The sequence below is a fragment of the Cohnella sp. GCM10012308 genome, assembly GCF_042649185.1.
GTDB lineage: Bacteria > Bacillota > Bacilli > Paenibacillales > Paenibacillaceae > Cohnella.
Genome location: NZ_JBHRYU010000001.1, coordinates 213,440 through 238,366, shown reverse-complemented (window position 1 = coordinate 238,366; position 24,927 = coordinate 213,440). Strand labels below are relative to the sequence as shown.

22 protein-coding genes are annotated in these 24,927 nt (G+C 62.6%); all 22 read left to right on the top strand.

Annotated features, from left to right (window positions below; translation table 11 throughout):
- The first annotated feature begins 11 nt into the window (after positions 1-11).
- The 22 genes from ACFOTD_RS01140 to ACFOTD_RS01035 all read left to right on the top strand — a co-directional run bounded on the left by ACFOTD_RS01140 (position 12) and on the right by ACFOTD_RS01035 (position 24,529).
- Positions 12-1,217: an aromatic ring-hydroxylating oxygenase subunit alpha gene (locus ACFOTD_RS01140; protein WP_378114908.1), complete on the top strand. Its 1,206-nt coding sequence runs from the start codon at positions 12-14 to the stop codon at positions 1,215-1,217.
- Between the two features lie 14 nt (positions 1,218-1,231).
- Positions 1,232-2,062 carry an alpha/beta fold hydrolase gene (locus tag ACFOTD_RS01135; protein WP_378114906.1) on the top strand — a complete coding sequence of 277 codons (831 nt, stop codon included), beginning with the start codon at positions 1,232-1,234 and terminating at the stop codon, positions 2,060-2,062.
- Between the two features lie 88 nt (positions 2,063-2,150).
- Positions 2,151-3,509 carry a RidA family protein gene (locus ACFOTD_RS01130; protein WP_378114904.1) on the top strand — a complete coding sequence of 453 codons (1,359 nt, stop codon included), beginning with the start codon at positions 2,151-2,153 and terminating at the stop codon, positions 3,507-3,509.
- On the top strand, positions 3,506-4,273 hold the full coding sequence (locus ACFOTD_RS01125; protein WP_378114902.1) for a maleate cis-trans isomerase family protein: 768 nt from the start codon (positions 3,506-3,508) through the stop codon (positions 4,271-4,273). The genes ACFOTD_RS01130 and ACFOTD_RS01125 overlap by 4 nt, the downstream gene beginning before the upstream one ends.
- A 27-nt stretch (positions 4,274-4,300) precedes the next feature.
- Positions 4,301-5,515 (top strand): amidohydrolase family protein, encoded by a 1,215-nt coding sequence (locus ACFOTD_RS01120; protein WP_378114900.1) that lies wholly within the window; start codon positions 4,301-4,303, stop codon positions 5,513-5,515.
- Positions 5,516-5,806: 291 nt separating this feature from the next.
- Positions 5,807-7,420, top strand: coding sequence for a PucR family transcriptional regulator (locus tag ACFOTD_RS01115; protein ID WP_378114898.1), 1,614 nt, complete (start codon positions 5,807-5,809; stop codon positions 7,418-7,420).
- 46 nt (positions 7,421-7,466) lie between these two features.
- Positions 7,467-8,810, top strand: a complete 1,344-nt coding sequence (locus ACFOTD_RS01110) for a 5'-deoxyadenosine deaminase (RefSeq protein WP_378114896.1) — start codon at positions 7,467-7,469, stop codon at positions 8,808-8,810.
- Positions 8,811-8,829: 19 nt separating this feature from the next.
- Positions 8,830-9,876 (top strand): XdhC family protein, encoded by a 1,047-nt coding sequence (locus ACFOTD_RS01105; protein WP_378114894.1) that lies wholly within the window; start codon positions 8,830-8,832, stop codon positions 9,874-9,876.
- Positions 9,836-10,411, top strand: a complete 576-nt coding sequence (locus tag ACFOTD_RS01100) for a nucleotidyltransferase family protein (protein WP_378114892.1) — start codon at positions 9,836-9,838, stop codon at positions 10,409-10,411. The genes ACFOTD_RS01105 and ACFOTD_RS01100 overlap by 41 nt, the downstream gene beginning before the upstream one ends.
- Positions 10,412-10,605: 194 nt before the next feature.
- The gene (locus ACFOTD_RS01095) at positions 10,606-11,799 is read left to right on the top strand and encodes a BMP family ABC transporter substrate-binding protein (protein ID WP_378114890.1); all 1,194 of its coding nucleotides are present in this window, start codon (positions 10,606-10,608) and stop codon (positions 11,797-11,799) included.
- Positions 11,800-11,860: 61 nt separating this feature from the next.
- On the top strand, positions 11,861-13,387 hold the full coding sequence (locus ACFOTD_RS01090; protein WP_378114888.1) for an ABC transporter ATP-binding protein: 1,527 nt from the start codon (positions 11,861-11,863) through the stop codon (positions 13,385-13,387).
- Positions 13,384-14,499, top strand: coding sequence for an ABC transporter permease (locus ACFOTD_RS01085; protein WP_378114886.1), 1,116 nt, complete (start codon positions 13,384-13,386; stop codon positions 14,497-14,499). Before ACFOTD_RS01090 ends, ACFOTD_RS01085 begins: the two co-directional genes overlap by 4 nt.
- A gap of 17 nt (positions 14,500-14,516) precedes the next feature.
- Positions 14,517-15,446 carry an ABC transporter permease gene (locus ACFOTD_RS01080; RefSeq protein WP_378114884.1) on the top strand — a complete coding sequence of 310 codons (930 nt, stop codon included), beginning with the start codon at positions 14,517-14,519 and terminating at the stop codon, positions 15,444-15,446.
- Between the two features lie 24 nt (positions 15,447-15,470).
- Positions 15,471-16,415, top strand: a complete 945-nt coding sequence (locus ACFOTD_RS01075) for an FAD binding domain-containing protein (RefSeq protein WP_378114882.1) — start codon at positions 15,471-15,473, stop codon at positions 16,413-16,415.
- Positions 16,406-18,676, top strand: coding sequence for a xanthine dehydrogenase subunit D (gene pucD, locus ACFOTD_RS01070; RefSeq protein ID WP_378114880.1), 2,271 nt, complete (start codon positions 16,406-16,408; stop codon positions 18,674-18,676). The genes ACFOTD_RS01075 and pucD overlap by 10 nt, the downstream gene beginning before the upstream one ends.
- A gap of 25 nt (positions 18,677-18,701) precedes the next feature.
- Positions 18,702-19,208, top strand: a complete 507-nt coding sequence (locus tag ACFOTD_RS01065) for a (2Fe-2S)-binding protein (RefSeq protein WP_378114878.1) — start codon at positions 18,702-18,704, stop codon at positions 19,206-19,208.
- Entirely contained in the window at positions 19,205-19,696 is a 492-nt protein-coding gene (locus ACFOTD_RS01060; RefSeq protein ID WP_378114876.1) for a nucleoside deaminase, read from the top strand. Before ACFOTD_RS01065 ends, ACFOTD_RS01060 begins: the two co-directional genes overlap by 4 nt.
- The gene (gene uraD, locus ACFOTD_RS01055) at positions 19,693-20,214 is read left to right on the top strand and encodes a 2-oxo-4-hydroxy-4-carboxy-5-ureidoimidazoline decarboxylase (protein ID WP_378114874.1); all 522 of its coding nucleotides are present in this window, start codon (positions 19,693-19,695) and stop codon (positions 20,212-20,214) included. The genes ACFOTD_RS01060 and uraD overlap by 4 nt, the downstream gene beginning before the upstream one ends.
- 16 nt (positions 20,215-20,230) lie before the next feature.
- Positions 20,231-20,581 carry a hydroxyisourate hydrolase gene (gene uraH, locus ACFOTD_RS01050; RefSeq protein WP_378114872.1) on the top strand — a complete coding sequence of 117 codons (351 nt, stop codon included), beginning with the start codon at positions 20,231-20,233 and terminating at the stop codon, positions 20,579-20,581.
- A 40-nt stretch (positions 20,582-20,621) separates the two neighbouring features.
- Complete coding sequence (allB, locus tag ACFOTD_RS01045) at positions 20,622-22,022, top strand: allantoinase AllB (RefSeq protein ID WP_378114870.1); 1,401 nt, start codon at positions 20,622-20,624, stop codon at positions 22,020-22,022.
- Positions 22,019-23,275: a Zn-dependent hydrolase gene (locus tag ACFOTD_RS01040; protein WP_378114869.1), complete on the top strand. Its 1,257-nt coding sequence runs from the start codon at positions 22,019-22,021 to the stop codon at positions 23,273-23,275. The genes allB and ACFOTD_RS01040 overlap by 4 nt, the downstream gene beginning before the upstream one ends.
- Positions 23,276-23,281: 6 nt before the next feature.
- Positions 23,282-24,529 (top strand): pyridoxal-phosphate-dependent aminotransferase family protein, encoded by a 1,248-nt coding sequence (locus ACFOTD_RS01035; RefSeq protein ID WP_378114867.1) that lies wholly within the window; start codon positions 23,282-23,284, stop codon positions 24,527-24,529.
- The last annotated feature ends 398 nt before the right edge of the window (positions 24,530-24,927 follow it).

Sequence of the window (24,927 nt, the reverse complement as noted above, 5' to 3'; positions counted from 1 at the left end):
AGGAAGCGAATATGGCTTATAAAGTTACGCACGACGTCCTTGAAGTGCTGTCCGAGCTCGGCGCCTCGCTGCTGGAGACCAAGGAGGCGCGGTCCATGCCCGCCGAATGCTATACGAGCGATTCCTTCTTCGCGTTCGAAAAGGAAGCGGTGTTCGGCCGCAGCTGGCTGTGCGTGGGACGGCAGGAGCAGGTGCCGAATCCGGGCGATTACTATACGCTGCAGCTGAACGACGACCCGATCATCGTGACGCGCGCCAAGGACATGAGCATCCATGTCATCTCCGCCGTCTGCCAGCACCGCGGCCATCTTGTCGCGGAAGGCGCCGGCAACTGCAAAAACTTCCGCTGTCCTCTTCACTGGTGGACGTACGGAATGGACGGCGAACTGATCTCGGCGCCGGAAATGATCCGCATCGAGCCGTTCGACATTCTTCGTCATGACCACAGCCTCCCGCCGCTTAAGGTTGAAATATGGAACGGGTTTATTTTCGCCCACTACGACCCGGATGCGCCGCCGCTTGCTCCGACCCTCGCCAAGCTCGACGAGGAGATGACAAACTATCGCCTGAACGAGCTTACGGCGATGCCGTTCGTCGATATCGAGGGCGAGTGGAATTGGAAGATTATGATCGAGTCGTCGATCGAGCCTTACCATACCAATTACCTGCATAAAGGTCCTCACGATTTCGCGCCGAGCCAGCTCGCCGGCTTCGTCGATTACGAGGACGGAGACGGACAGATCATGCACCCGACGGGCTTTACGCATATGGATGCCGGGTTTTCGCCGGACATGACCGCGAACTTCCCTCCGATCGAAGGGCTTACCGCCCAGCAGCGCCAGCGCATGACGATCGCGACGGTGCCGCCGATGCTGACGCTCGGCCTGATGCCCGACCAAGTGTTCTGGAATATCATTTTGCCTGACGGCCCGGGGAAGATTCTGTTCCGGTCGGGACTGCTGTATCCGCCGGAAACGGTCGCCTTGCCCGACTTTGCGGAGCGTTACGAACAGGCCAACGAGAGCATACAGGAAATTAACGCGCAGGATCTGGCGGCCAACGCCTCGCTGCAGAAAGGTCTGTACTCGAAGCTGTCGAGGCGCGGACGGTACGCGGCGCTTGAGCGTACGCTGCCGCAGCTTAACAAATGGCTCGCGAAACGGTATCTCGACTACTTGGAGACGAAGGGGCTGTCCGTCGAGCTGGAAAAGGCCTGAAGGGGGAGGCGCCAATGACACTGCCGATTCTAAGTACCGGGACGGACGACGTGAATACCGCAATATTGAGCGGGGCGGGGGACGTTCGTCTGCGCCTGCTGCAATGCGGCGCGCCGCAAGGGCGGCCCGTGCTGTTCCTGCACGGCATTACCGAGAACGCATCCGCCTTCGAGCCGCTCATGAGGCAGCTGCCGGACCATCTTCGGCCGATGGCGCTCGACCTGCGCGGCAGAGGCCAATCGTTCAAGCCGGAGTCGGGCTATCGGATGGCCGATTATATAGAGGACTTGCTGGTCGTCTGCAACAGCTTGAACGGCTACGCGGAGCGTCCCGTGCTGGTCGGCCATTCGATGGGCGCGCGGATCGCGGCGGCATTCGCGGCGACGCACCCGACTATGGCGGACGGCGTCGTGCTCGTCGACCCGCCGCTCTCGGGCCCTGGCCGTTCGGCGTTTCCGCTGCCGCTGTCCCGGTTTCTCGAGCCGAAAAGGGCGATCGACGAAGGGCGTTACGACGATTTTAAGGCTTATTACACGACGCCCGGCTTCGACTACGAACGCAAAGCGCTGGAGCTGCAATCGTGCGCGACGGCCGCGATCGAGCAGTCCTACGCGGCGATGAACGCAGAGCCGTTCCATGCTTATTACCGCATGCTGCGCCTGCCTGCCTTGCTTCTGTCCGCAGGCCTTGCGCCGTTCATATCCGAGGAGGCGGAAGAGGAGCTGCGGACGATGAATCCCGGCATACGCACGGAGCGTCTTGCGTATGTCGGCCACGAGGTGCACAAGCTGGCGCCCGAACGCCTGGCGGCATCGCTCACGGCGTTTTTGGCTTCATTGTCTTGAAGGCGAAAGGGCCTAGACGGTAGCGGCGCCGATAGCCGTCCAAAACAAGAGGGGCAGAAAAGTGACAATTCGGGGAGGCGGATCTAGCGTGTCGCATCAAATTCAGGAAGTATGGCCGGCGGGGATGCCCCGTCTGAGCGTCCCCTACAGTCCGGCGATTCGGGCGGGCGACTGGTTGTTCGTTTCGGGGCAGTCCGCCTCCGATCTGGTGACGGGGCTCGCGCCGGAGGCGATCGTGCCCGAAGCTTTCCCGTATTATCAAAATGCGATGGGCAAGCAGGCGGCCGTGTTGTACGGCCGCGTCGGCGCGATCGTGGAAGCGGCAGGCGCCAGGCCCGAACAGGTCGTGCGCGTCAATCAATGGTACGTCGCCGACATGGCGTCTCCGGGCTACCGTATGCAAGATCTCACGGTTAACAACAAGCGTTACGTGCAGGAGAAAAATCGTTACTTCAAGAAGCTTAGCCCGCCGAGCACGGGCATCGGCGTTCGCGGCACGCTCGTAGCGGGCGCCAAGGTGGAGGCGGACTTTACGGCGAGGCTTGACGGCGATATACCGGAAAAAGTATCCGCGCCGGGCTTGCCCAAGCCGGCGGCGGGGTTCGCGGAGGGCGTGCGGATGGGAAAGTGGGTGTTCCTGTCGGGCGATCTCGCATCGGACTGGAAAGGGAATTGGGGCGCGGGAATATACGACGGCGGCGAGCTTGTCGGCCTGGCGCCCGAGGCGCGCACGGGCGGGCTGTTCTGGGGCGACGAGCCGTGCGCGCGCCAGACGGATTATATTCTCGACCGGCTGAGCCGCGTGGCGGAGGAAGCGGGCACGAGCCTGGCGCTCGCGGTCAAAGCGTATGTCTATCTGGCAGATCCGGCCGATTACTCGGCATTCGAAGACACTTGGGCCAAGTGGTTCCCCGATCCGGCCCAAGCGCCCGCGCGCATCCTGGTGCCGAGCGTCGAGATCGGCGCGAGAGGCTGCCGCGTCGAGATCGGCCTGGACCTGCTTATGCCGGAGGCTGCGCATCTGAAGCGGCCGGTCGTCGGCGGCTGGGCGCCGAAGAGCAAGGAGCCGGCGGCGGTACGCGCGGACGATCTTGTATTTTTCAGCGGCCTGATGGCGACCGATCCGGGCGTCGGGCTTGCGGCCGAAGCTTCGCCGCCTCCGGGGTTGCCGCACTTCGGCATTCCCGGCAAGCTGCAGATGAGATACATTCTGCTTAAGGCAAGGCGGATCGCGGATGCGGCCGGCGTCGATCTGAAGCAGGTCGTCAAGGCCACGCTGTATTTTACGGACTTGAGTCTTTACGCAGGCGCGATGGAGGCCTGGGGAGAGACGTTTGCGGACGGTCACAAGCCGGCGGTGACGGCGGTCGAGATCAACCGGGAGCTATGGGTGCCCGGCTGCGGCATTATGGCGGATCTGACGCTGTACGATCCGCAGGAAGCATGAGGCCGCAAGCGACGCGGCCCTTCGTCCGGCTGGCCCCGCGGCGCAAGCGGATCGGCATGCTGACGCCGTCCTCCAACACGGTGCTCGAGCCGGTTACGTCGGCGCTGATGGCTGGCGTGGCCGGCGCGAGCGTCCACTATGCCCGGCTGCCCGTCACGCGAATCACGCTGGAAGAAGATGCGGGCGCGCAGTTCGCGCTTGAGCCGATGTTAGCCGCCGCGCGGCTGTTGGCGGACGCGCTCGTGGACGTGATCGTCTGGAACGGCACGTCGGGCAGCTGGCTCGGTCTCGAGCGGGACCGCGATATTTGCGATTCGATCAGGCAAGCGACGGGCATTCCGGCGACGACGTCCTCGCTCGCGCTGTTGGATGCCTATGAAGCGCTCGGCATTCGGCGCGTCGGTCTGGTCACGCCTTACACGGATGACGTCAATGAAGCGATCGCCGCGCAATACGCAAGCTTCGGGCTTGCTTGTCCGGCACGGCATGGCTGCGGCCTGCATGTCAACGAGCAGTTCGCTTGCGTCGCAGCCGACACGGTCGAGGCGCTCATACGGCACGCGGCACATGATACCGAGGTCGACGCGGTCGCCGTCGTCTGCACGAACATGGACGGGGCCGCGCTTGCGGCCGCCATCGAAGCGGAATTGGGGAAGCCGGTTCTGGATTCGGTCGCAGTCACGGCCTGGCAGGCGCTTCGCATGGCTGGCGTGCCGCAGCCTGCGTTGGCGGAGCGATGGGGCGGCATTTTTAAAATCGGATAAAACGCAGCAAGAGGGGGCGGACGTGCTGTGGCAGCGCAAACCTATGATTGGATCGCCGGGGCCTTGGACCCGTCAAGCGGCGAGAAGATCGACATCGAGATACGGGGCGGAGCGATCTTCCGGATCCTGCCTGCCGGGCCGGACCATGCAGAGGCGGGGAGATGCGCATTGGACGCATCGGGATATGTGGTTACGCCAGGCCTCGTGGAGACGCACGTTCATCTCGACAAAGCCTTTTTGTCCGAAAGGCTAGAGCGGCCGGCGGCGAATCTCGGCGAAGCGATCGCGATGACGGCGGCGCTCAAGCCGGAATATACGCTCGAGGACGTGACAAGGCGGTCGCGCCGACTGCTCGAGCGTGCGCTGTCTTACGGCGTGGCGCTGCTGCGCGCGCAGGTCGAGATCGATCCGGTGCTCGGCCTGCTCAGCTTGGAATCGGCGCTGGCGCTCAAGGAGGAATTGGCCGGACGGATGGCGCTGCAGCTCGTTGCGTTCCCGCAGGAAGGGATCTTCGACCGTGCGGGAACGGAGGGGCTGCTGCGCGAGGCCGTGCGTCGCGGCGCGGATGCCGTAGGCGGCATACCTTACAACGATCGCGATGCGGCCGAGCATCTGGCGTTCGTATTCAGGCTTGCCGCCGACGCCGGTTTGCCCGTCGATCTTCATTTGGATTTCTCCGACGATCCCGGGCAGCTCGCCATTTTGGACGTCATTCGCTGCACGCGCGATTACGGATTGGAGGGCCGCGTCTGCGTCGGTCATCTAACCTCGCTTGGTTCGGTGCCGCCGGATCGGGCGCGCCGGATCGCCGACGGAATGGCCGAGGCGGGCATTCACGTTTTCGCGCTGCCGGCGACCGATCTGTACTTGAACGGACGCGGAGATACGCATGCCGTTCGCAGGGGGATTACGCCGGTCCGCCTCCTCCTCGATGCCGGCGTCAATGTGTGCTACGGGACCAACAATGTCCGCAATGCCTTTACGCCCTTCGGTACGGGCGATCCGCTGGATATCGCGCTTCTGCTCGCGCAGACTGCATATATGGGGACCGCGGCGGATGCGCGCAGCCTGCTTGGCATGTGCACGGACCATGCGGCGAAGGCGCTGGGTATCGAAGGATGGACGCTTCGCCCTGGCGCGCCCGCGGACTTTGCGCTTATTCGGGCCGACAGCGTAGCGGATCTCGTGTACGACAGGCCAAGGGAGCGTATATCGATACGCAGAGGCGTGCGGCTGACTTGACGCGGCCGGCATCGATGCGCCGCCAGCTTGGCAGAAATGATTTTGCCCGGCATGAACTGGATTGGAACGGCTTGCGCAGCGATATCTGCAAGCGACCGACAGGATAAGTCCTCCACGCCCTTAACGGCGAGAGGGCTTTTTTCTTTTGTGGCTGCCGCAATCGTTTCCAAAAACAAACGTTAATAAACATAACATTATTGATTGTCAAAATAAGAATTCGGAACTAATATGTAATATATATTAACATATAAGTATCGTTGGACTTCGATCATGATCCAAGGAGTGAGAAATATGCATCTGACGGTTGAACAGGCGTTGGCGGTATACCCGCTCTCGGAAGGAAAGCTGATCGCCGGAGGGAGTGGCCGGTCCAGGGTGGTGAAGTCGGTTAACGTGATGGACGCCCCGGACATCGCGGACTGGATCAAGGAAGGCGAAATGTTGTTCACGACGGCGTATTTGATCAAGGACGACCCGGAGGAAGCGGCTGCTTTCCTGCACAAGCTTCATCAGCGGGGAGCTTCGGGGCTCGGCATCAAGCTTGGCCGCTTCTGGACGTCCATTCCGGAAGCGCTCGTGAGCAAGGCCGACGAATTGGGGTTCCCGCTGATCGAGCTGCCGTATGCATTCACTTTCTCCGATCAGATGAACGGGCTGTTCAACGCCGAGATGCGCAAGAACACCGGCATGCTGCAGGACGTGCTCGACAAGCAGGTGCGGCTCATGCGTTTCGCGCTTCGTTCCGATCACGTCCGGGAGCTGTTCGAGACCGTAGCCGAGGTGATCGGCGAGCCGATCGCCGTGATCGGTTCGCGCGGGCAGATGGTATACAACGGGTCGGACAACGCGGACGCGGATTTGTTGGCCGACTGGCCCTGGAACTCGCATGGCAAGTGGCTCAAAACCGAGGGCTGGCAGGCGTTTGGCGTACCGCTGATGAAGTCGGCGCGCTGTACGGGGCATGTGCTGTTTTTTACGCCCCGCATCTATTTGTCGGCGATCGAGGAGAGTTTGTACAGCCAGGCTGCCGAGCTGCTCTCGTTTCATTTGAACTTCAATTACGAGGATTATCTCGAGCTGTCGATCCAGCGGGATTTCGGCCAGATGGTCAAGCGCCATCTTCGCAACGGCATGTCTCACGAATCGCTGGAGTCCTATGCGGCCAAGTGGGAGTTGGCCTTGTTCGAAGGCGCGTACCGCTGCGTGCTGACCGTATGTACGTCCTTGAGCCCGGGGGAACGACAGGAGGAACGGCTGGACGCGCTGAAAAACGAATTTTTAAGCCATGCGCTAATTCAGGGGTTGTCGGGCACGCATGTCGTGCTGGAGGAGGGGGTGCTTTCCCTATTTCCGGAACGGGATGCGGTCGGCGAAGAAGACCGGCTGTCCGAAGCGCTGTCAAGCTGTATAGCGGGGATGAAGGGCGAGCTGCGGGGAAACGCGAAGGCCGCGGTCAGCAGCCGGAAAAAGAAAGCGGCCCACCTGGCCGAGGCGTACCGGGAATGCGGTGAAGCGCACAGGCTCTCCTTGCAGTGGGGGCTCGGAGGCGAGGTGGTGCGGTATGAATCGCTGGATTTCGCCTACATTTTCGAGCAAGTGTCCAGCCAGCGAATGGTGACTTATTGCGACCGCCTGCTGGCCGGTCTCGAGGGCAAGGATCCGGATTATGTCCAAGAGATGATGCGGACGCTCGAGACGTATCTGGACAACGACGGTCAGCTTAATGAGACGGCAAAAAAACTGTTCATTCACCGGAATACGGCAACCTACCGGATCGAGAAGCTGGGCGAACTGCTCGACGTCGATTTCAAGCGGGTCAACGACCTGCTGCGGCTCAAGCTGGTTTTTCAGTTTCGGAAAATGCTCTCCGGCGAAGCGTCCAGGACGGCTGCCAAAGCGCGCTAAGGGCGATTGATGAAAAATGGCTTCTATATAGAGGAGGACGGCTGCGATGAAATCAGAGGCGGACTCTAAAATATGGATAAAGGGCGCCCTTATCTTGACGATGAACGGCGACAACGAAGTAATCTCCGGCGACGTGCTTATCGAGGACGGCGCGATCGTACGGATCGGCTCGGACATCGACGCGCCGGATGCGGAGATAATCGAGGCGGACGGCAAGGTGCTTCTGCCCGGTTTCGTACAGACGCATATCCATCTATGCCAAACGCTGTTCCGCGGCAGGGCCGACGATCTGGCTTTGATCGATTGGCTGCGCGAACGTATCTGGCCGCTCGAAGCCGCGCACAGCGAAGATTCGGTCTATTATTCCGCGCTGCTAGGGATCGGCGAGTTGATCCGGAGCGGGACGACGACGATTCTCGACATGGAGACGGTTCACCATACGGACGCGGCATTTCGGGCGATCGAGGAGAGCGGGATTCGCGCCTTTTCCGGCAAGGTGATGATGGATCATGGCACGGAGGTGCCGCTCGCTCTGCAGGAAAAGACGGAGCGATCGCTTCAGGAGAGCGTCGACCTGCTGGAGAAGTGGCATGGTGCCGCGAACGGACGGATCCAATACGCGTTTTGCCCCCGCTTCGTCGTCTCGTGCACGGAAGAGCTGTTGATCGGCGTACGGGATTTGGCTGCGGAATACGGCGTGCGAGTGCACACCCATGCCTCGGAAAATCGGGACGAGATCGCGCTGGTCGAATCCGAACGCGGCATGCGCAATGTCGTCTATCTGGATCATATCGGTCTCGCCCGTCCGAATCTGATCCTCGCGCACAGCGTCTGGCTCGACGAAACGGAAAAGGCGATCATTCAAAAGCGCGGCGTGAAGGTGACGCATTGCCCCGGATCTAACATGAAGCTGGCTTCCGGCATCGCGGAGGTGCCGGCGCTGCTCGAGATGAATATACCGGTCGGTCTTGGCGCCGACGGCGCGCCTTGCAACAACAACCTCGATATGTTTCAGGAAATGCGCCTTGCGGCGTTTGTTCAAAAGGTGCAGCACGGACCGACGGTCATGGACGCGCGGAAGGTGCTGCGAATGGCGACGATGGGCGGGGCCGAGGTGCTGGGGCTCGAGAGCGAGATCGGCAGCGTCGAAATCGGTAAAAAGGCGGATTTGCAGCTGCTCGACCTGGAGGATTTTCATGTTTATCCTTCCTTCGATGCCGACATCTTCTCCCGCGTCGTGTACGCGGCGACGCGCGGCGACGTACACACGGTGCTCATCGACGGCAAGGTTGTCATGTCGGGCAAGAAGGTGTTGACGGTCGATCGCCGTCGCGTTTTAAAGGAGTCGGACCGTTCGCTCAAGGCGCTGCTGGCGCGGATCGGCGTTTGAACCAAAAGGGGGAGGCGGCATGGAAGCCTGCGAAATCGTGGAATGCTGGATGACGGATGCCGCCCCCGCCGTACTTGCGACGGTCATTGGCGTAGAGGGACACGCGTACCGCAAGCCAGGCGCGATGATGCTGCTGTACGCAGACGGCAGAACGCGCGGGACGATCAGCCCCGGCTGCCTTGAGCGCGATCTGCTCGAACGGGCGCAGCGATTGCTGGCGGAAAGCCGCTGCGAGATCGTGAAGTACGATATGAGGCCTGAGGAGGACGCGATCTGGGGCGATGCCTTGGGCTGCGGCGGCGTCATTAAAGTGCTGCTCGAGCCGCTGGCCGGCGAGGCTGCCGATGCGTTTCGCGAGGTAGGGGCTCGGCTTGGGGCCGGGGAGGAAACTTCAATTATTCGCTATCGGGACGGAGCCGCGATCGCATACGAGGTTCGGGCTAAGCGGACGGCCGATCGTCCGGCGGTGCCGGCAGCAAGCCGGTTCGAGCGGCTCCTGTTCGAGCAGAATGTGACGCCCCGGCCGAGGCTGCTGCTGTTCGGCGCAGGCTTCGACGCGGAGCCTGTTGCGAGAATCGCCGGCGCGCTCGGGTTCGGCGTGGTCGTGGTCGATTGGCGGCCGGGACTGCTCTCGGTCGCGCGGTTTCCCGGCGCGGAGCTCATATGCGGTTCGCCTGCCGAGGTCGCGGTCGAGCTGGGAGCGGGTCCGCCCGATTATGCGCTCGTGATGGGTCATCAGATGCAAAAGGACAGGGCGCTGATCGAGGCGCTGTTGCCCGCGAGGCTTGCGTATATCGGCGTGATCGGCTCCGCCCGGCGCATCGCCCATCTGTTCGACGGGCTTCCGATGCCGCCGTTTGTCAGGGCGCCCGTCGGCCTGCGGATCGGCGCGGAAGGGGCGGAGGAGATCGCGGTCAGCATCGCCGCGGAATTAATCGCGGTCAGACGAAAAAACGGAAGCGGTGAAGCGGATGAACGGGTTGAAAATCGCTGCTATTTACCTGGCGGCCGGGCAGAGCGCCAGAATGGGCAAGCACAAGCTGTCCCTGGCGTTTGCGGATGGTGAGCGTCTTGGCGAAAAGGGATGGGGGGCGTTGCGTGCATGCGGCGCGGTGTCGCGATTTATCGCCGTCGTCCGGCCGATGGATCCGCTCGATTGGCTGAATGACGCGTCCGGCGCGGTGATCGTGCGCAGTTCGGAATCGAAGCGAGGCATCTCTCATTCGATTCGGGCGGGTCTTCGGGCCGCCCGGAGACATTCGCCGGACGCGGTGATCATCGCTTTAGCCGATCAGCCGTTTTTAACGCCGCCGCTGTTCGAGCGTCTAGTGCGCGTTTTTGAGGATTCCCCCTCGCTTGACTATATAGCCTGCGATTATGGCCGTTTTTCGGCCCCTCCTGCAATCTTTTCTCCTCGCATGTACGATGCTTTAGAAGCGCTTGAAGGCGATGCGGGAGCGAGAAAGCTAATGAATGGCGGAGTATACCCTGGTATTCGTATACCTGTAGAAGAAGCGCGGTTTGCCATAGATGTGGATACGCCGGCGGATTGGCAGGCTGCAAAGCTTGAGTATTCTCAATCGTTCGGATATTCGCATTAAAACGCCTTTAATATCCCGAATCCCGCCTCGATCATTCGGAAGTGCGCCGTGCACAATTCGGATAAGCATGATTTAGACGATTCTCCAACGACATGTCATCTATGTTGACGTTAAAATGACGCGGTTCTATAGTGGGATTACGTCATTGGCACAGGCCAAATCGACCAACAAACAGGGAGTCGGGGAGGAACGGTATGAAAAAAATCAGAAGCACTTGGAGCGCAAGTCTTGCATTTGTCGTGATGATGGTGCTCGTCCTGTCGGGCTGCGGCAATTCGAACAACAATGGTAACGCGAGCCCGTCGGCGTCAGCCTCCGCAAGCTCGCCGGCTTCGTCCGGCGCATCATCAACCGCATCGTCGTCGCCGTCGGCAGCTTCGACCGGCACAGGCATCCCGAATCCCCGCGTCGCGTTCGTCTATATCGGTCCTCCGGGAGACGGCGGCTGGACGTATCAACACGATCAAGGCGTCAAATACATGGAGAAAGAGCTTGGCATCAAGGCGGACACGGTCGAAAACGTACCGGAAAGCGCCGACGCAGAGCGGATTATCACCGAGCTCGCTCAAAACCACGATATCATTTTCACCACCAGCTTCGGCTACATGGACTACACGCTGAACGTCGCCAAGAAGTTCCCGAACGTCAAGTTCGAGCACGCGGGCGGCTACAAAACGAACGACAACATGGCGACTTACTTCGGAAAAAACTGGGAGGCCAGCTATTTGAGCGGCATCGCGGCGGGCAAGATGACTAAGAAAAACCACCTCGGATACGTCGCGGCGTTTCCGATCCCCGAACTCGTTTATAACATCAACGCTTTTACGCTCGGCGCGCAAACCGTCAACAAGGACGTTAAGGTCGACGTCGTCTGGACCAACACCTGGTTCGATCCGACGACCGAGCGCAATGCGGCGATGAGCCTGCTCGATAAGGGCGCAGACGTGCTGATGGCTTACCAGGATTCTCCGGCATCGCTCCAGGCGGCTGCGGAGAAGGGCGCGATGGCGGGCGGCAACGACTCCGACATGACGCGTTACGCGCCGAAGGCCTACCTGACGAACCCGATCTGGAACTGGGGCCCGTACTACGTGAAGAAAGTCAAAGCGCTGATGGACGGCACCTGGACCAACGAGCAATACCTGGGTTCCTTCACGGACGGCATGGTCGATATCGCCCCGCTCGGCGAGAGCATTCCGGACGACGTGAAAAAGCTGGTCGAAGACCAGAAGGCGAAGTTCCTCGCGGGCGAAGACAATATTTATAGCGGCCCGATCCTCGATCAGAGCGGCGCGGAAAAAGTCCCGAGCGGCAAGTTGCTCTCGGACGCGGAAATTCTCGAAATGAACTGGTTCGTCAAAGGCGTAGAAGGCACGATACCGCAGTAAGTCCGCATGCAGGCACCGGGCAAAATCCCTTGAGCGCCCGCAACGAAGGAGGACAACAAAGATGCACGCTATCGAGATGCGCCGGATCGTCAAGCAGTTCGGCGCGGTCGTCGCCAACGACCGCGTAGACTTTGCGGCCGGAGCGGGAGAGATCCATGCGCTGCTCGGGGAAAACGGCGCCGGAAAAAGCACGATGATGTGCATGCTGTCCGGCGTCTACCGCCCCACGAGCGGCGAGATCCTGCTCCGGGGCGAACAAGTCCGCATTCGCTCGCCGAAGGATGCAGCGAGGCTTGGCGTCGGCATGGTGTTCCAGAACTTTAGGCTCGTCGCGACGCTTACGGCCGCGGAAAATATCGTGCTTGGCGAGCGTTCATCCTTCTGGCGCGGTTCGAACTGGATGAAAAACAAGCAGCGGGAAATTGGGGCGTTGGCCGAGAAGTTCGGACTCGCTTTCCCGGTCGACCGGCCGATCTGGCAGCTGTCGGTGGGCGAGCAGCAGCGCGTGGAGATTGTCAAGACGCTGTATCGGGGCGCCCAATTCATCATTCTGGACGAACCGACTTCCGTGCTGACGCCCGGCGAGGCGGATCAGCTGTTCGAGACGTTGCGGGCGATGAAGGCGGATGGCAAGACGGTCATCGTGACGACGCACAAGTTGAAGGAAGTCATGGCCGTGGCCGATCGCATCTCTGTCATGCGCAAAGGGAAAATGATCCACACGATCGACAAAAAGGATACGAACGAGAGAGAGCTGGCAAGGCTCATGGTCGGCAAGGAAGTCGCCGCGCAGCGGGAACTGCCTGCCCGAACGCCGGGAAGGACGCTGCTCGAGGTGAGCCGGTTGGAAGTCGTGGCGGAGCATGGGCGCAAAGCGTTGGACGGTTTGTCGCTCAGCATTCGCGCCGGTGAGATCGTAGGCGTCGCCGGCGTTGCGGGCAACGGCCAGAAGGAGCTCGCCGAGGTGCTGACCGGCCTGATTCCTTGGCGGCGCGGACAGATCGAGTTCGACGGCAGGGCGCTTCGCAACGCATCCGTGCGCGGCGCGATCGAAGCGGGCATCTCGCATGTGCCGGAAAATCGCATGAAAAGCGGCCTTGCCGGCAGTCTCGGGCTTGTCGACAATCTGCTGTTCAAGTCCTACCGGTCCGCGGATCGGGCTAAGCTCGGCTTCCTGCGCATCGGCCGCAACAAAGCCTGGGGCCAGCGGCTGGTCGACGAGTTCGACGTGCGGACGCCCGGCATCGACACGCCGGTGCAGCAGCTGTCGGGCGGCAACCAGCAGAAGCTGCTGCTTGCGCGCGAGATCCATCACGATCCGAAGCTGATGGTCGCGGTGCACCCTACGCAAGGGCTCGACGTCGGCGCAACCGAGGGCGTGCACCGGCTGCTCGCCAAGCTGCGGGCCGAGGACAAGAGCGTACTGCTCATCTCGGAGGATCTCGATGAAGTCATGCAGCTGTCGGATCGCATCCTCGTCATTTTCGGCGGACGCATCGTCGCCGAACTGCGCCGCGGCGAGGCGAACAGGGAAACGATCGGCATGTACATGGCCGGACTGCACGGAGCGGAGGAGGAAGCGATATGAGCAAGACCCAAGCCGCGTCCGCGCTGCCGCTCGAACCGGCCGACGCGCCGCGCCGCAGGCGCTTTTCGTACCGGATCGAGATCGATCCGTCGGGCGCCGGCAATCCGTGGTGGATCGCGCCGCTCTCCATCTTGCTCGCGCTCGTGCTGTGCGGCATATTCATCGCCGCCAACGGCATGAATCCGATCGCCGTTTACGCCAAGATGATCAAAGGCGCCTTCGGCTCCTCGTTCGGCATTACCGAGACGCTCGTCAAGGCGATCCCGCTCCTCTTGTGCGGCATCGGCGTGGCGATCGCTTACCGCATCTCCGTCTGGAACATCGGGGCCGAAGGGCAGTTCCTCGTCGGGGCAGTCGCGGCGACGGCCGTTACGATCTGGTTCCCGAATCTGCCGATTTACGGCACGATCCCGCTTATGGTCGTCTTCGCCATCGCCGCCGGCGGCGTATGGGGACTGCTCACGGCGATTCCCCGCACCTATTTTCAGGTCAACGAGCTCGTTACTTCGCTGATGCTGAACTATGTCGCGATTTTGCTGCTCGACTATTTCGTGTTCGGACCCTGGAAGGATCCGAAAGGTTTTAATTTCCCAGGCACCCCGATGTTTAACGAAGCGCAGACGCTGCCTGCGCTGGGCGATACGCGGCTTCACCTCGGGCTCGCGTTCGCGCTTGTCGCCGTCGTTCTGTACGGACTGCTCGTCAAATACACGAAATGGGGCTACGAGCTGCGGCTCATAGGTGCCAATCCCGAAGCGGCCAAAAACGCCGGCATTCCGATCAAAAGACACATTTTACTCGTGATGCTGATCAGCGGAGGCCTTGCGGGTCTCGCCGGCATGGCGGAGGTGTCCGGCGTGTCGCATAGGCTGATGTACGGTATCTCGCCGGGCTACGGCTATACGGCGATTATCGTCGCCTGGCTCGCCAAGCTGAATCCGGCCTTGCTCGTCGTTTCCGCGGTCCTGTTCGGCGGCCTGATCGTCGGCGGCTACAGCGTGCAGACGATCGGCCTGCCGTCGTCCATCTCCAACATGATTCAAGGCGCGATCTTGTTCTTCCTGATCGCCGGCGGCATGTTCGGCAAGTTCAGATTGCGGCGCAACGCTTAGGAGAGGAGAGATCGACCATGGATACATTTACGCAGATCGTCGTCGCCGCGATCTCTTCCGGCACGCCGCTGCTGTTCGCCGCGCTGGGCGGCATCCTGATCGAGCGCTCCGGCATTATTCAGCTCGGCGCGGAAGGCATCATGCTGCTCGGCGCCGTCATCTCCTGCATGACGTTTATCCGCACGGGCAGCTTGCCCCTGGCGCTGCTCGCGGTCGCCGGCATCAGCATCGCGCTCGGACTGGTACATGCCTTCATGACGGTAACGCTCAGGGCGAACCAGACGGTGAGCGGTCTGGCGATGACGCTGTTCGGCACGGGACTCAGCGCCTATCTCGGCAAGTCGGTCGCGGGCACGCCGATACCGGGCTCGGTGCCGAAGCTCGACTTGAACTTCTTGGACGGCGTACCGTTCCTCGGCGACGTGTTCGGCCACTTGAACGTGCTCACCTGGCTCAGCTTCGTACTGGTCGTCGTCCTTCACTTGTACATTCACCGCACCTCATGGGGATTGCACCTGCGCGCCATCGGCGACAATCCGGCGACGGCGGACGTCATGGGTATCCGCGTGCAGACGTTCCGCTACGGTTATGTCATCGCCGGCACCATTCTGATCGGCCTGGCCGGCGCCGACATGCTGCTCGCCTACTCGCCGACCTGGACCGAAGGGATGACCGCCGGACGCGGCTGGATCGCCGTCGCGCTCATTATTTTCGCCCGCTGGAACCCGGTGCGCGCGCTGCTGTGCGCCTACTTCTTCGGCGCGATGGACACGATCGGCTTCAAGATTCAATTGATCGGCAGCGAGATCCCGTCTTACTTCCTCAAGATGATTCCTTACATCGTCACGATTCTCGTGCTTATGTACCTCGGCTGGCGCAGCCGCAACAAGCTGTCCGGCACGCCGCAATCGCTGGGGCTGCCGTATATCCGCGAGCAGCGATTCTAGCTGCGGCAAAAGGGGGAGCGCGCGATGGCAAATTCTCTTTTCGAGTCTCCCTTCGTATGGCATCCTTCCACCGCCGGCGAGGCTTGGCGGCTCAAGCGGGACCTTGGAGCGGGAGCGGTAGTCGTCGCGGGAGGCACGCTGCTGCGAACGCAATGGGAGGCGGGGCTCGCCCCGTACCCCGCTCATTTGATCGATCTGTCGGGCGTGGCGGAAATGACCGGCGTCGGGCCGTCGGACGAAGGTTGCGGCGGCTGGCGAATCGGCGCGCTGACCACGCTCGCGGAATGTCGCAGTCATCCCGGACTTGCGGCGGCGTATCCGCTCGTGAAGGAAGCCGCGCGCGTCATCGCTGCGCCGTCCGTCCGCAATCTGGCGACGATCGGCGGCAATGTGCTTTCTCGCACGGGAGACATGGCGACCGCGCTGCTCGCGCTGGATGCGGCGCTCGTCTGGCAGGATGGCGCGGGCGCGCATGCCGAACCGCTGTCGGCTTGGCTAGAGCGGGAGCGAGCAGGCTCTGGCGGCGCACCCGGTTTGCTGACTGCGATTCTGCTGCCGGCCATCTATCGTATTTCCGCGAGCTCGAAGACAAGGCGTTTTTGCGCTTTTCATAAAGTCGGCCGTCGCGAAGCCTTTATCCCGCCCGTCGTAAACGTCGCGCTGAACGTCTCGTTCGGCGAAGGCGGAACGATCGCGGACATCGCCATATCGGCCGGCGGCGGAACGACGATTCCCGCCAGGTTGGCGGCCGCCGAGGCGCTGATCGCGGGCCGAGTGCCGGATACCGCGCTGCTCGCGTCGCTGCACGAGAAGGTCAAGGACGAATATGCGCCTATGCCGGATCCGTTCGTCGGCGAGGAATATCGGCGGATGACGGCGGCCAATCTCGTCGCGGCCGCGAGCTGGAAATCGTGCATCGACGATCGCGCCGATGCCGAGCCCGGACAGGAGGGGACGCCATGCTGTTGAACCGCGCTTCGAGCGGCCGCCGCTGGCGCGTTCGTCCCGACGGCGAAGGCAAAGTGACGGGCAAGCTGGCTTACCTGACGGACCTGTCGCTTCCCGGCATGCTGATCGGCCGCGTGCTCCGCAGTCCGCACCCGCACGCCTACATCCGCAGCATCGACGTATCCAAGGCATTGGCGCTTCCCGGCGTACACGCGGCGCTCACGGCAAAAGACGTGCCGGGGCTTAACCGCTTCGGCATCGCCCGTCCCGATTATCCGGTCTTCTGCGAGGACCGCGTCCGCTTCATCGGCGATGCCGTCGCGGCCGTCGCCGCAGCGTCCGACGAGCTTGCGGTGCTCGCGCTTGCGGCAATCGAGGTCGACTACGAGCCGCTGCCGGTCGTCGACGATCCGGAGCGCGCCATCCGGGACGGTTCGCCTCTGCTTTATCCCGAGGGCAACGTGTTCCACCGCAACGAATACAAGTTCGGCGATATCGAGGCCTGCTTTGCCGAAGCCGCGCATATCGTCGAGGAGACGTATTCCACGCCCAGGCAGATGCATACGTATATGGAAACCGAAGGCGGCCTGTTCGTGCCTGGCGAGGACGGCAGGCTGACGGCATATTCTCCGACGCAGCACGGCTTCATGGACCGGATGCAGCTGGCCCGTATCCTGGCAAAACCCGAGACGGACATTCGCGTCGTGTCCAGCCCGATCGGCGGCTCGTTCGGCGGCAAGGACGAGCTGAACGTGCAGCCGTACGGCGCATTGCTGGCGCTGGCGACCGGACGTCCGGTGAAGCTTCACAATTCCAGATGGGAGTCGGTTCGCGCCGGGCTCAAGCGACATCCGATGAAAATTACGATGAAAACGGGCGTTGACGCCGACGGAAGGCTCGTCGCGCATCGGGCTTACGTCATCGCAGACAAAGGGCCGTATTCGACGCTCGGCGCGGAGGTATTGAACTTCGCGACGGAGCATGTCGTCGGTCCGTACCGCTTCAAGGCGGTCGATGTGGACACCGTATCGGCGTTCACGAACAACGGAATGTCGGGCGAGTTCAGAGGCTTCGGCGGCAACCAGGCGATCTTCGCGCTGGAGGGACAGATGGATCGGCTTGCCGCGCTGCTCGGCATCGACCCGTGGGAGCTCCGGCGCCGCAATCTGCGGCGGGCGGAGGACCCGGGACCGCTCGGACAGCCGATCTCGGTGACGGGCGGAGCCGCCCAGGTGTGGGAATCGCTTGCGGCAAGCGAGCTCTGGCGTAGAAAAAGCGAGGCGTCCGCCCAGTCGCCGTCCGCGCCGTGGCTCAGGCGCGGCATCGGCGCGGCGTACGTTATGCACGCCGCAGGTCTCGGCGTCGGCATTCCCGATCCTGCGGGCGGGCGGCTGAGGCTTCGGGGCGATGGGAAAATCGAGGCCGTCTTCGGCTACGAGGAATTCGGCCAAGGTCTTATCGCATCGCTGACGCAGATGCTGATCGAGATGTTCGGCTTCGCCGAGCGCGACATCGTCATCACGATCGGGGATACCGACGTCGTTCCCGACAGCGGCTCCACGACCGCCTCGCGCGCGACGAGCATGATGTGGCAATCGCTTCGCCGGCTGCGCGGTCCCTTTGCCGGCAAGCTGCTCGAAGCCGCTGCGCGCGCGCTAGGGCTGCCCGCGGATAGGCTGGCGGTTGGAGAAGACGGCATTCGCGGCGCGGAGGACGGGCGGCTGCTCATCGCTTACGCCGAGCTCGCCGCGCTGGCCGAGGCTGCCGGGCAGCCGATCGCGGCAGAGACGCACTTCACCTATCCGACGTCTCCCGTTGAACGGGTCGGCGCGCATTACATGTACTCGTACGCAGCCGTCGCGGCGGAGGTCGAAGTGAACACGTTGACCGGGCGCGTTCATGTCGTGGGGCAATATCATGCGGTCGCCGCCGGCCCGGTCGTTAATCCGCAGGGCTACCTCGGTCAGATCGAGGGAGGCAGCAGCATGGCGCTCGGCTTCGCGCTGACGGAGGAGGCGGTCATGCGCGGCGGTCATTATTTAACCAAAAATCTGGACACCTACCTCGTGCCGACGATCGTCGAGCAGAGCGGAGCCGTGACGGTGGACGCGATCGAGGAGCTGCCGGAAGGCGACGAGCACGGGCCGAGGGGGCTTGGCGAGCTGGGATCGGTCGGATTGGCGCCGGCGATCGCGGAGGCGGTCTATCGGGCCACGGGCAAGCGCGTGAGCAGGCTGCCGATCGATCCCGCGCTGCTGCAGGAGCCGATCCGCTTCAAATGATCCGTGCCGACAGGAGGGGAGCCGAATGAGCGAGATAGCGCCGGTATCGGCGGAGCCGGTCCGCTTTTTGAACATCAACGTGAACGGCAAACCTACGGCGCTGGAAATACCGCCGGCGAAGCGGCTGCTGCACGTGCTGCGCGACGATCTCGGCCTCACCGGGACGAAGCGGTCCTGCGAGATGGGACGCTGCGGCGCCTGCATGGTGCTCGTCGACGGCAAGCCGGTCAATTCGTGTCTGGCGATGGCCTATCAATGCGACGGCAAGAAGGTCACGACGATCGAGGGCTTGTCCGAAGGCGGCTTGACGCCGGTTCAGCAGTGCTTCCTCGAGGAGGGCGGCTATCAATGCGGCTACTGCACGCCGGGCATGGTCGTTTCCGTTACGGCGCTTCTGGCGAATAATCCGTCGCCGAGCGACGCGGATATCGAGGAGGCCTTGTCCGGCAATCTGTGCAGGTGCACCGGCTACGGCGGAGTCTGGCGGTCCGTTCATAAAGCGATCGCGCTGAAAAAGGAGCAAACGGGATGAACGGTAACGAGAAGGAGCTTCATCTATTTTATCTCCGCAAAAGCGTCGAGGTGTCGCGGCAGGCGCGGTCGGCGGGCAATACGCCGTTCGGCTGCGTGCTCGTCGGGCCGGAGGGAGAAGTGCTGATGGAGCAGGGCAATATCGAGATTACCGGTCGCGTCTGCACCGGCCATGCGGAGACGTCGCTCATGCAGCGCGCATCGCAGGCGTATTCGAAACCCTTTTTGTGGGGCTGCACGCTGTATTCGACGGCCGAGCCCTGCGCCATGTGCGCGGGGGCGATCTATTGGGGCAACGTCGGACGGGTCGTATACGGCATCTCCGAGCATCGGCTTGCCGAGCTGACGGGCGACGACGAGCAGAATCTGACGCTCGACATGCCTTGCCGGGACATTCTGGCAAGCGGGCGCAAGCCGATCGAGGTCGTCGGTCCTTTTCCGGAGATTGAACGAGAAGTCGTAGCGGTACACGAGGGATATTGGAAATGAGCGGCGCAGCGAACGGCAAGTTGTCGTTGTCGGACGTTAACGGACTTGACCGAGAGTCGTTCGTCGAAGCGCTTGGCAGCGTGTTCGAGCATTCGCCATGGGTGGCGGAGGCAGCTTGGGCGGGTCGTCCGTATGCGTCGGTCGCCGCGCTTCACCAAGCGATGATGGACGAAGTCCGCGGTTCGCCGAGGGAGCGGCTGATCGCCTTTTTACGGGCTCACCCGGATCTCGGTACGCGGCTTGCCGTCACGTCTTATTCGGCATCGGAGCAATCCGGAGCGGGGCTCGACCGCCTGACGCCGGAAGAATACGATACCTTTTCGGCGCTGAACAAGACTTACGTGGACCGTTTCGGCTTCCCGTTTATTCTCGCCGTCAGGGGGAAGGGGCGGGAAGAAATTTTGGAAGCGATGATGGCGCGCTTGGACTATGACGCGGAGGAAGAGTTGGCTGAGGCGGTCGCGCAAATCGCGCGCATTACGGGCTTCCGGCTCGCGGACCTGCTAGCGGACGAATAGAAGGGAGGCGGCTTGCATGAGCGGCAAACTGACGACGCACGTACTCGATACGTCGATCGGACGACCTGCGGCAGGTATGCGGGTGCAATTGTTCGGCATCGGGGTGGGCGATTCGGCGCGGACGCTTATAAAGGAAGCCTTCACGAACGAGGACGGGAGGCTCGACGCTCCGCTTGTGGAGGGCGACCTGCTTGCAGAGGGAACTTACGAGCTGCTTTTTGGCGTCGGGGATTATTTTCGGGGCAACGCGCATGCGTTTTTCTTGAGCCAGGTGCCGATTCGCTTCGAGGTGTCGGAGCCGTCGAGCCATTATCATGTACCGTTGCTCGTCTCCCCCGGCGGCTACAGCACGTACCGGGGGAGTTGAAGCATGGGGCCGGCAGGAGCTGGGGAGGGGGAGACGCGCGATGGGAATTAGCTACGATCTGATCGTAAAAGGCGGATATGTCACGCTGCCGGATCAAGCGGTTTTTCTCGATATCGGCATAAAAGACGGGAAAATTGCCGGGATCGGCGCGAAGCTATGCGCAAGCCCGGATACCGAGATCGTCGACGCGCGCGGGAAATGGGTGCTGCCGGGGATGGTGGACGCGCATGTGCATCTGAACGAACCGGGCATGGGGCACTGGGAGGGCTTCGCGTCCGGTTCCGCTGCGCTCGCGGCCGGCGGCTGCACGACTTTCGTCGACATGCCGCTCAACGGTCTGCCTCCGACCGTGAACGCGGAAGCGCTGGCGATGAAAGCCGATCGCGCTGTTGGCGTGTCGAGCATCGACTACGCTTTCTGGGGCGGGCTCGTGCCGGGCAACGCAAACGACCTTCAGGCGCTTCACGAGTCGGGGGTCAAAGCCTTCAAGGCGTTTATGTCCGATCCGGGCGGCGAAACGGAAGACCGCTTCCGCGAAGTCGACGATCTGACGCTGCTTGAGGGCATGCGAACGATCGCTTCGTTCGGCGGTCTGCTCGGACTTCACGCGGAGAGCGAGGCGATCACCTCCCGACTCGCGGCTAAGGCAGCCGCCGAAGGCAGGGCGGACGCGGCGGATTTTGTCGCCTCCCGCCCGGTCGTCGCGGAGCTGGAGGCGGTGAGCCGCGCGCTGCTGTTCGCGCGCGAGACGGGCTGCCGTCTTCACTTCGTGCACATGAGCAGCCCGGAGGCGGTGGAGCTGATCGCGCAAGCGAGGATCGAAGGGCTCGACGTCACGGCCGAGACTTGTCCGCATTATCTCGCGCTGAGCGATCTGGACATGGGGCGGATCGGTCCTGCCGCCAAATGCGCGCCGCCGATGCGCGACGATGCGCGGCGGGAGCGTCTCTGGCAGCAGGTCGCCGCCGGCCTGATCGACGTGATCGCCTCGGACCATTCGCCTTCGCCGGAGGCCTGGAAGTCGATGGAGGGTCGTACCTTCATGAGCGCCTGGGGGGGCATTGCGGGTGCGCAGAGCAGTCTGGAGCTAATGCTGGACGAAGGAGCGGTGAAGCGCGGGCTTCCGCTGCCGGTCATCGCCAGGTTGACGGCCGACGGACCTGCGAGGCGGTTCGGCTTGAACGGCCGCAAGGGACGGATCGCGGTCGGCTTCGATGCCGATCTGGCAATCGTCGATCCGGAGGAAGCGTATACGCTGAAGCGCGAAGACCTTTACCAACGCCATCGCCATAGTCCTTATATCGGCAGGACATTTTCCTGCAGGGTCGTAAATACGCTCGTGCGCGGTCGAATGGTTTATTCGCTGAGCGGCGGCGGTATCGTTCGAGCGGGATGCGGCGAGCTGCTGAGTCCGCTCAAGGAAAGGGTGAACGAAAGATGAGCCTGTCCGACATTCCGGTCCATGCGTTAAATGAAGAGATCGTGGCGCTGCTCGGCGAGATGGCCGTCCATACCGACGAGCCTGAAAAGCCGGGCGTCACCAGACTGCTGTATGGCGTATCCTGGCTTAGCGCGCAGGCGGCGCTCGCCGCCCGCATGGAGGAAGCGGGACTTGCGGTCCGGTACGACAATGTGGGCAATCTTTACGGACGTCTCTCGGGGAAACGCGACGGCGAACCAACCGTACTGACCGGCTCGCACATCGATTCGGTGCGGTATGGGGGAGTATTCGACGGCGTTTACGGCATCGTCGCCGGCATCGCGGCGCTCGCCTATTTGCGCCGGACGTTCGGGAAGCCTCGGCGTCCGCTCGAAGTCGTCTCTTTTTGCGAAGAAGAGGGGAGCCGGTTTCCGATCGCTTACTGGGGCTCCGGCAACGCCGCGGGCATCTATGACTGGCGTCAAGCCGGGAGCTATAAGGACGAGGACGGCGTATCCCTTGAGGAAGCGATGCAGGCGTCGGGCTTCGGCCGTTCGGACGGACCGGAGTGTCGGCTTGCGCCGCTCGCGGGATTTGTGGAGCTGCATATCGAGCAGGGGCTCGTGCTCGAGCATCGCAACCGTCGGATCGGCATCGTCGAGACGATCGTCGGGCAGCGCAGGTACGCGCTGTCGATCGAGGGAGCGGCCAACCATGCGGGCACGACGCCGATGACGCTCCGTCAGGACGCGCTCGCGGGCGCGGCGGAGATCGCGCTCAAGCTGGAATCGCTCGCCTCGTCGTGGGGAGAGCCGCTCGTCGCTACGGTCGGCAAGATCGAAGCGCGCCCGAATACGCCGAACGTCATCCCCGGTTTCGTGGAGATGACGCTCGATATCCGCCATTCGGACGAATGGAGCTTGTCCGCTTTTTCCGATCTCGTGCTCAGCGAGATTCAGCGGATCGCGGACCGGCGCCGATTGCGGCTTGCCGTGACGCCTTGGCTCGCGACCAAACCGGTGCCGATGAGCGGGCGGCTGGCCGCTCACATAGAGGCGGCATGCGCCGGAATGTCGCTTTCCTACCAGCGTATGGTGAGCGGGGCCGGACATGACGCGCAGCTGATGGCGCCGCTGTGTCCGACGGCGATGATTTTTGTGCCGAGCCGCGCTGGAATCAGCCATTCGCCGGATGAATACACGTCGCCCGAGCAGCTTGCCGAAGGGGCGGCCGTACTCGTTTCCGTCTTGTACGATCTAGCCTACAAGGAGTAGATTTTCATGAAAACCTATGCTGAATTGTGCCCATCGCCCCGCACGATCATGACGCCAGGCCCGGTCGAGGTCGATCCCCGCGTCTTGCGGGCGCTGTCCTATCCGATCCTCGGCCAGTTCGATCCCGAATTCACCGCGCTTATGAACGATACGATGGAAATGCTGCGGCACGTCTTTCGCACCGGCAACCGGTGGGCGTATCCGGTGGACGGTACTTCGCGTTCCGGCATCGAGGCGGTACTTACGAGCTTGATCGAACCCGGCGACAAGGTGCTGGTGCCGATCTACGGACGGTTCGGACATCTGCTGCACGAGATCGCGGAGCGCTGCGGCGCCGAAGTCGTGACGCTTGCGCAGGAATGGGGCCGCGTGTTCGATCCGTCCGACATCGCCGCGGCGATCCGGCGCGAGCGTCCGCAGCTCGTCGCGATCGTGCACGGCGAGACGTCGACCGGCCGCGTGCAGCCGCTCGACGGCATCGGCGCCGTTTGCCGCGAGACGGACGCGCTGCTCGTGGTCGACGCGGTCGCGACGCTCGGCGGCGTGCCCGTGGAGACGGACGCCTGGCTGCTCGACGCCGTCGTCGGCGGCACGCAGAAGTGCCTGTCCGTGCCATCGGGCATGGCTCCGATCACCTACAACGCGCGCGCCGAAGCGAAGGTGCTCGCCCGTAAGCGGGTGGAGCGCGGCCTTCGCGTCCCCGGCATGGCGGGCGCCGAGCCGGAGGAAGGGCGCCGTTTCATTCAGAGCAATTATTTGGATCTGGCCCAGCTGCAGGACTACTGGAGCGCCGCGCGTCTGAACCATCATACGGAGATGACCAGCATGCTGTATGGGCTGCGCGAAGGGCTGCGGATCGTGCTGCAGGAAGGGCTGGAGACGCGCTGGGCGAGGCACCGCCATCACGAGATCGCGCTCGTCGCGGGTCTGGAGGCGATGGGCGTGCGCCAGTACGGCGACCCGTCCTGCAAAATGGCGGTTGTGACCTGCGTGGAGATTCCAAGAGGCGTCGACGGCGAGTCGGTACGCGCGATGCTGCTGACAATGTTCGGCATCGAGATCGCCAGCTCCTTCGGCCCGCTCAAGGGCCGGATCTGGCGCATCGGCACGATGGGCTACAGCTGCCGCCGGGACAACGTGCTGAGTCTGCTTGGCGCTTTCGAGGCGGTGCTCTTGCGGCACGGCGCGCAGGTAAAGGCCGGCGCAGCTTTGCAGGCGGCGCTGGACGTTTACGAGTCGGGCGAAGCGTTGTGAAAAATTCGCAGAATCGTTTCGCAAGGAAGCCGATCCCTAGCCTCCTGTGCGGGGGTAGCTCGTTTGCTTTGCTTTGGAGAAACGCGGGAGCGTCGGTCGTTTTTGCAACGAACGAGAATTACAAAAGGCGTTAGCGTCCATTTTCGCTTATCGGCACAGTCCGAGGTGTCGCGAAGATGGCGTTAACGCCTTTTTGGGCTTAGCGTCGGCTTCCCGCTCGGTCAGGAGGCGCGATCGTGCCTCTTTGCTCGTATTGGCACAGCCTCCGGCGGCACGGATACGGCGTTAGCGCCCATTCGCGCTCATCGGCACAAGTTGCCCGTTTCTGCTGGTTTAACTGAGCGCCCGCAGCCTGAGTTTTACTGGAGTGCACAGTTTTTCCGCACAACTGGCGCTCG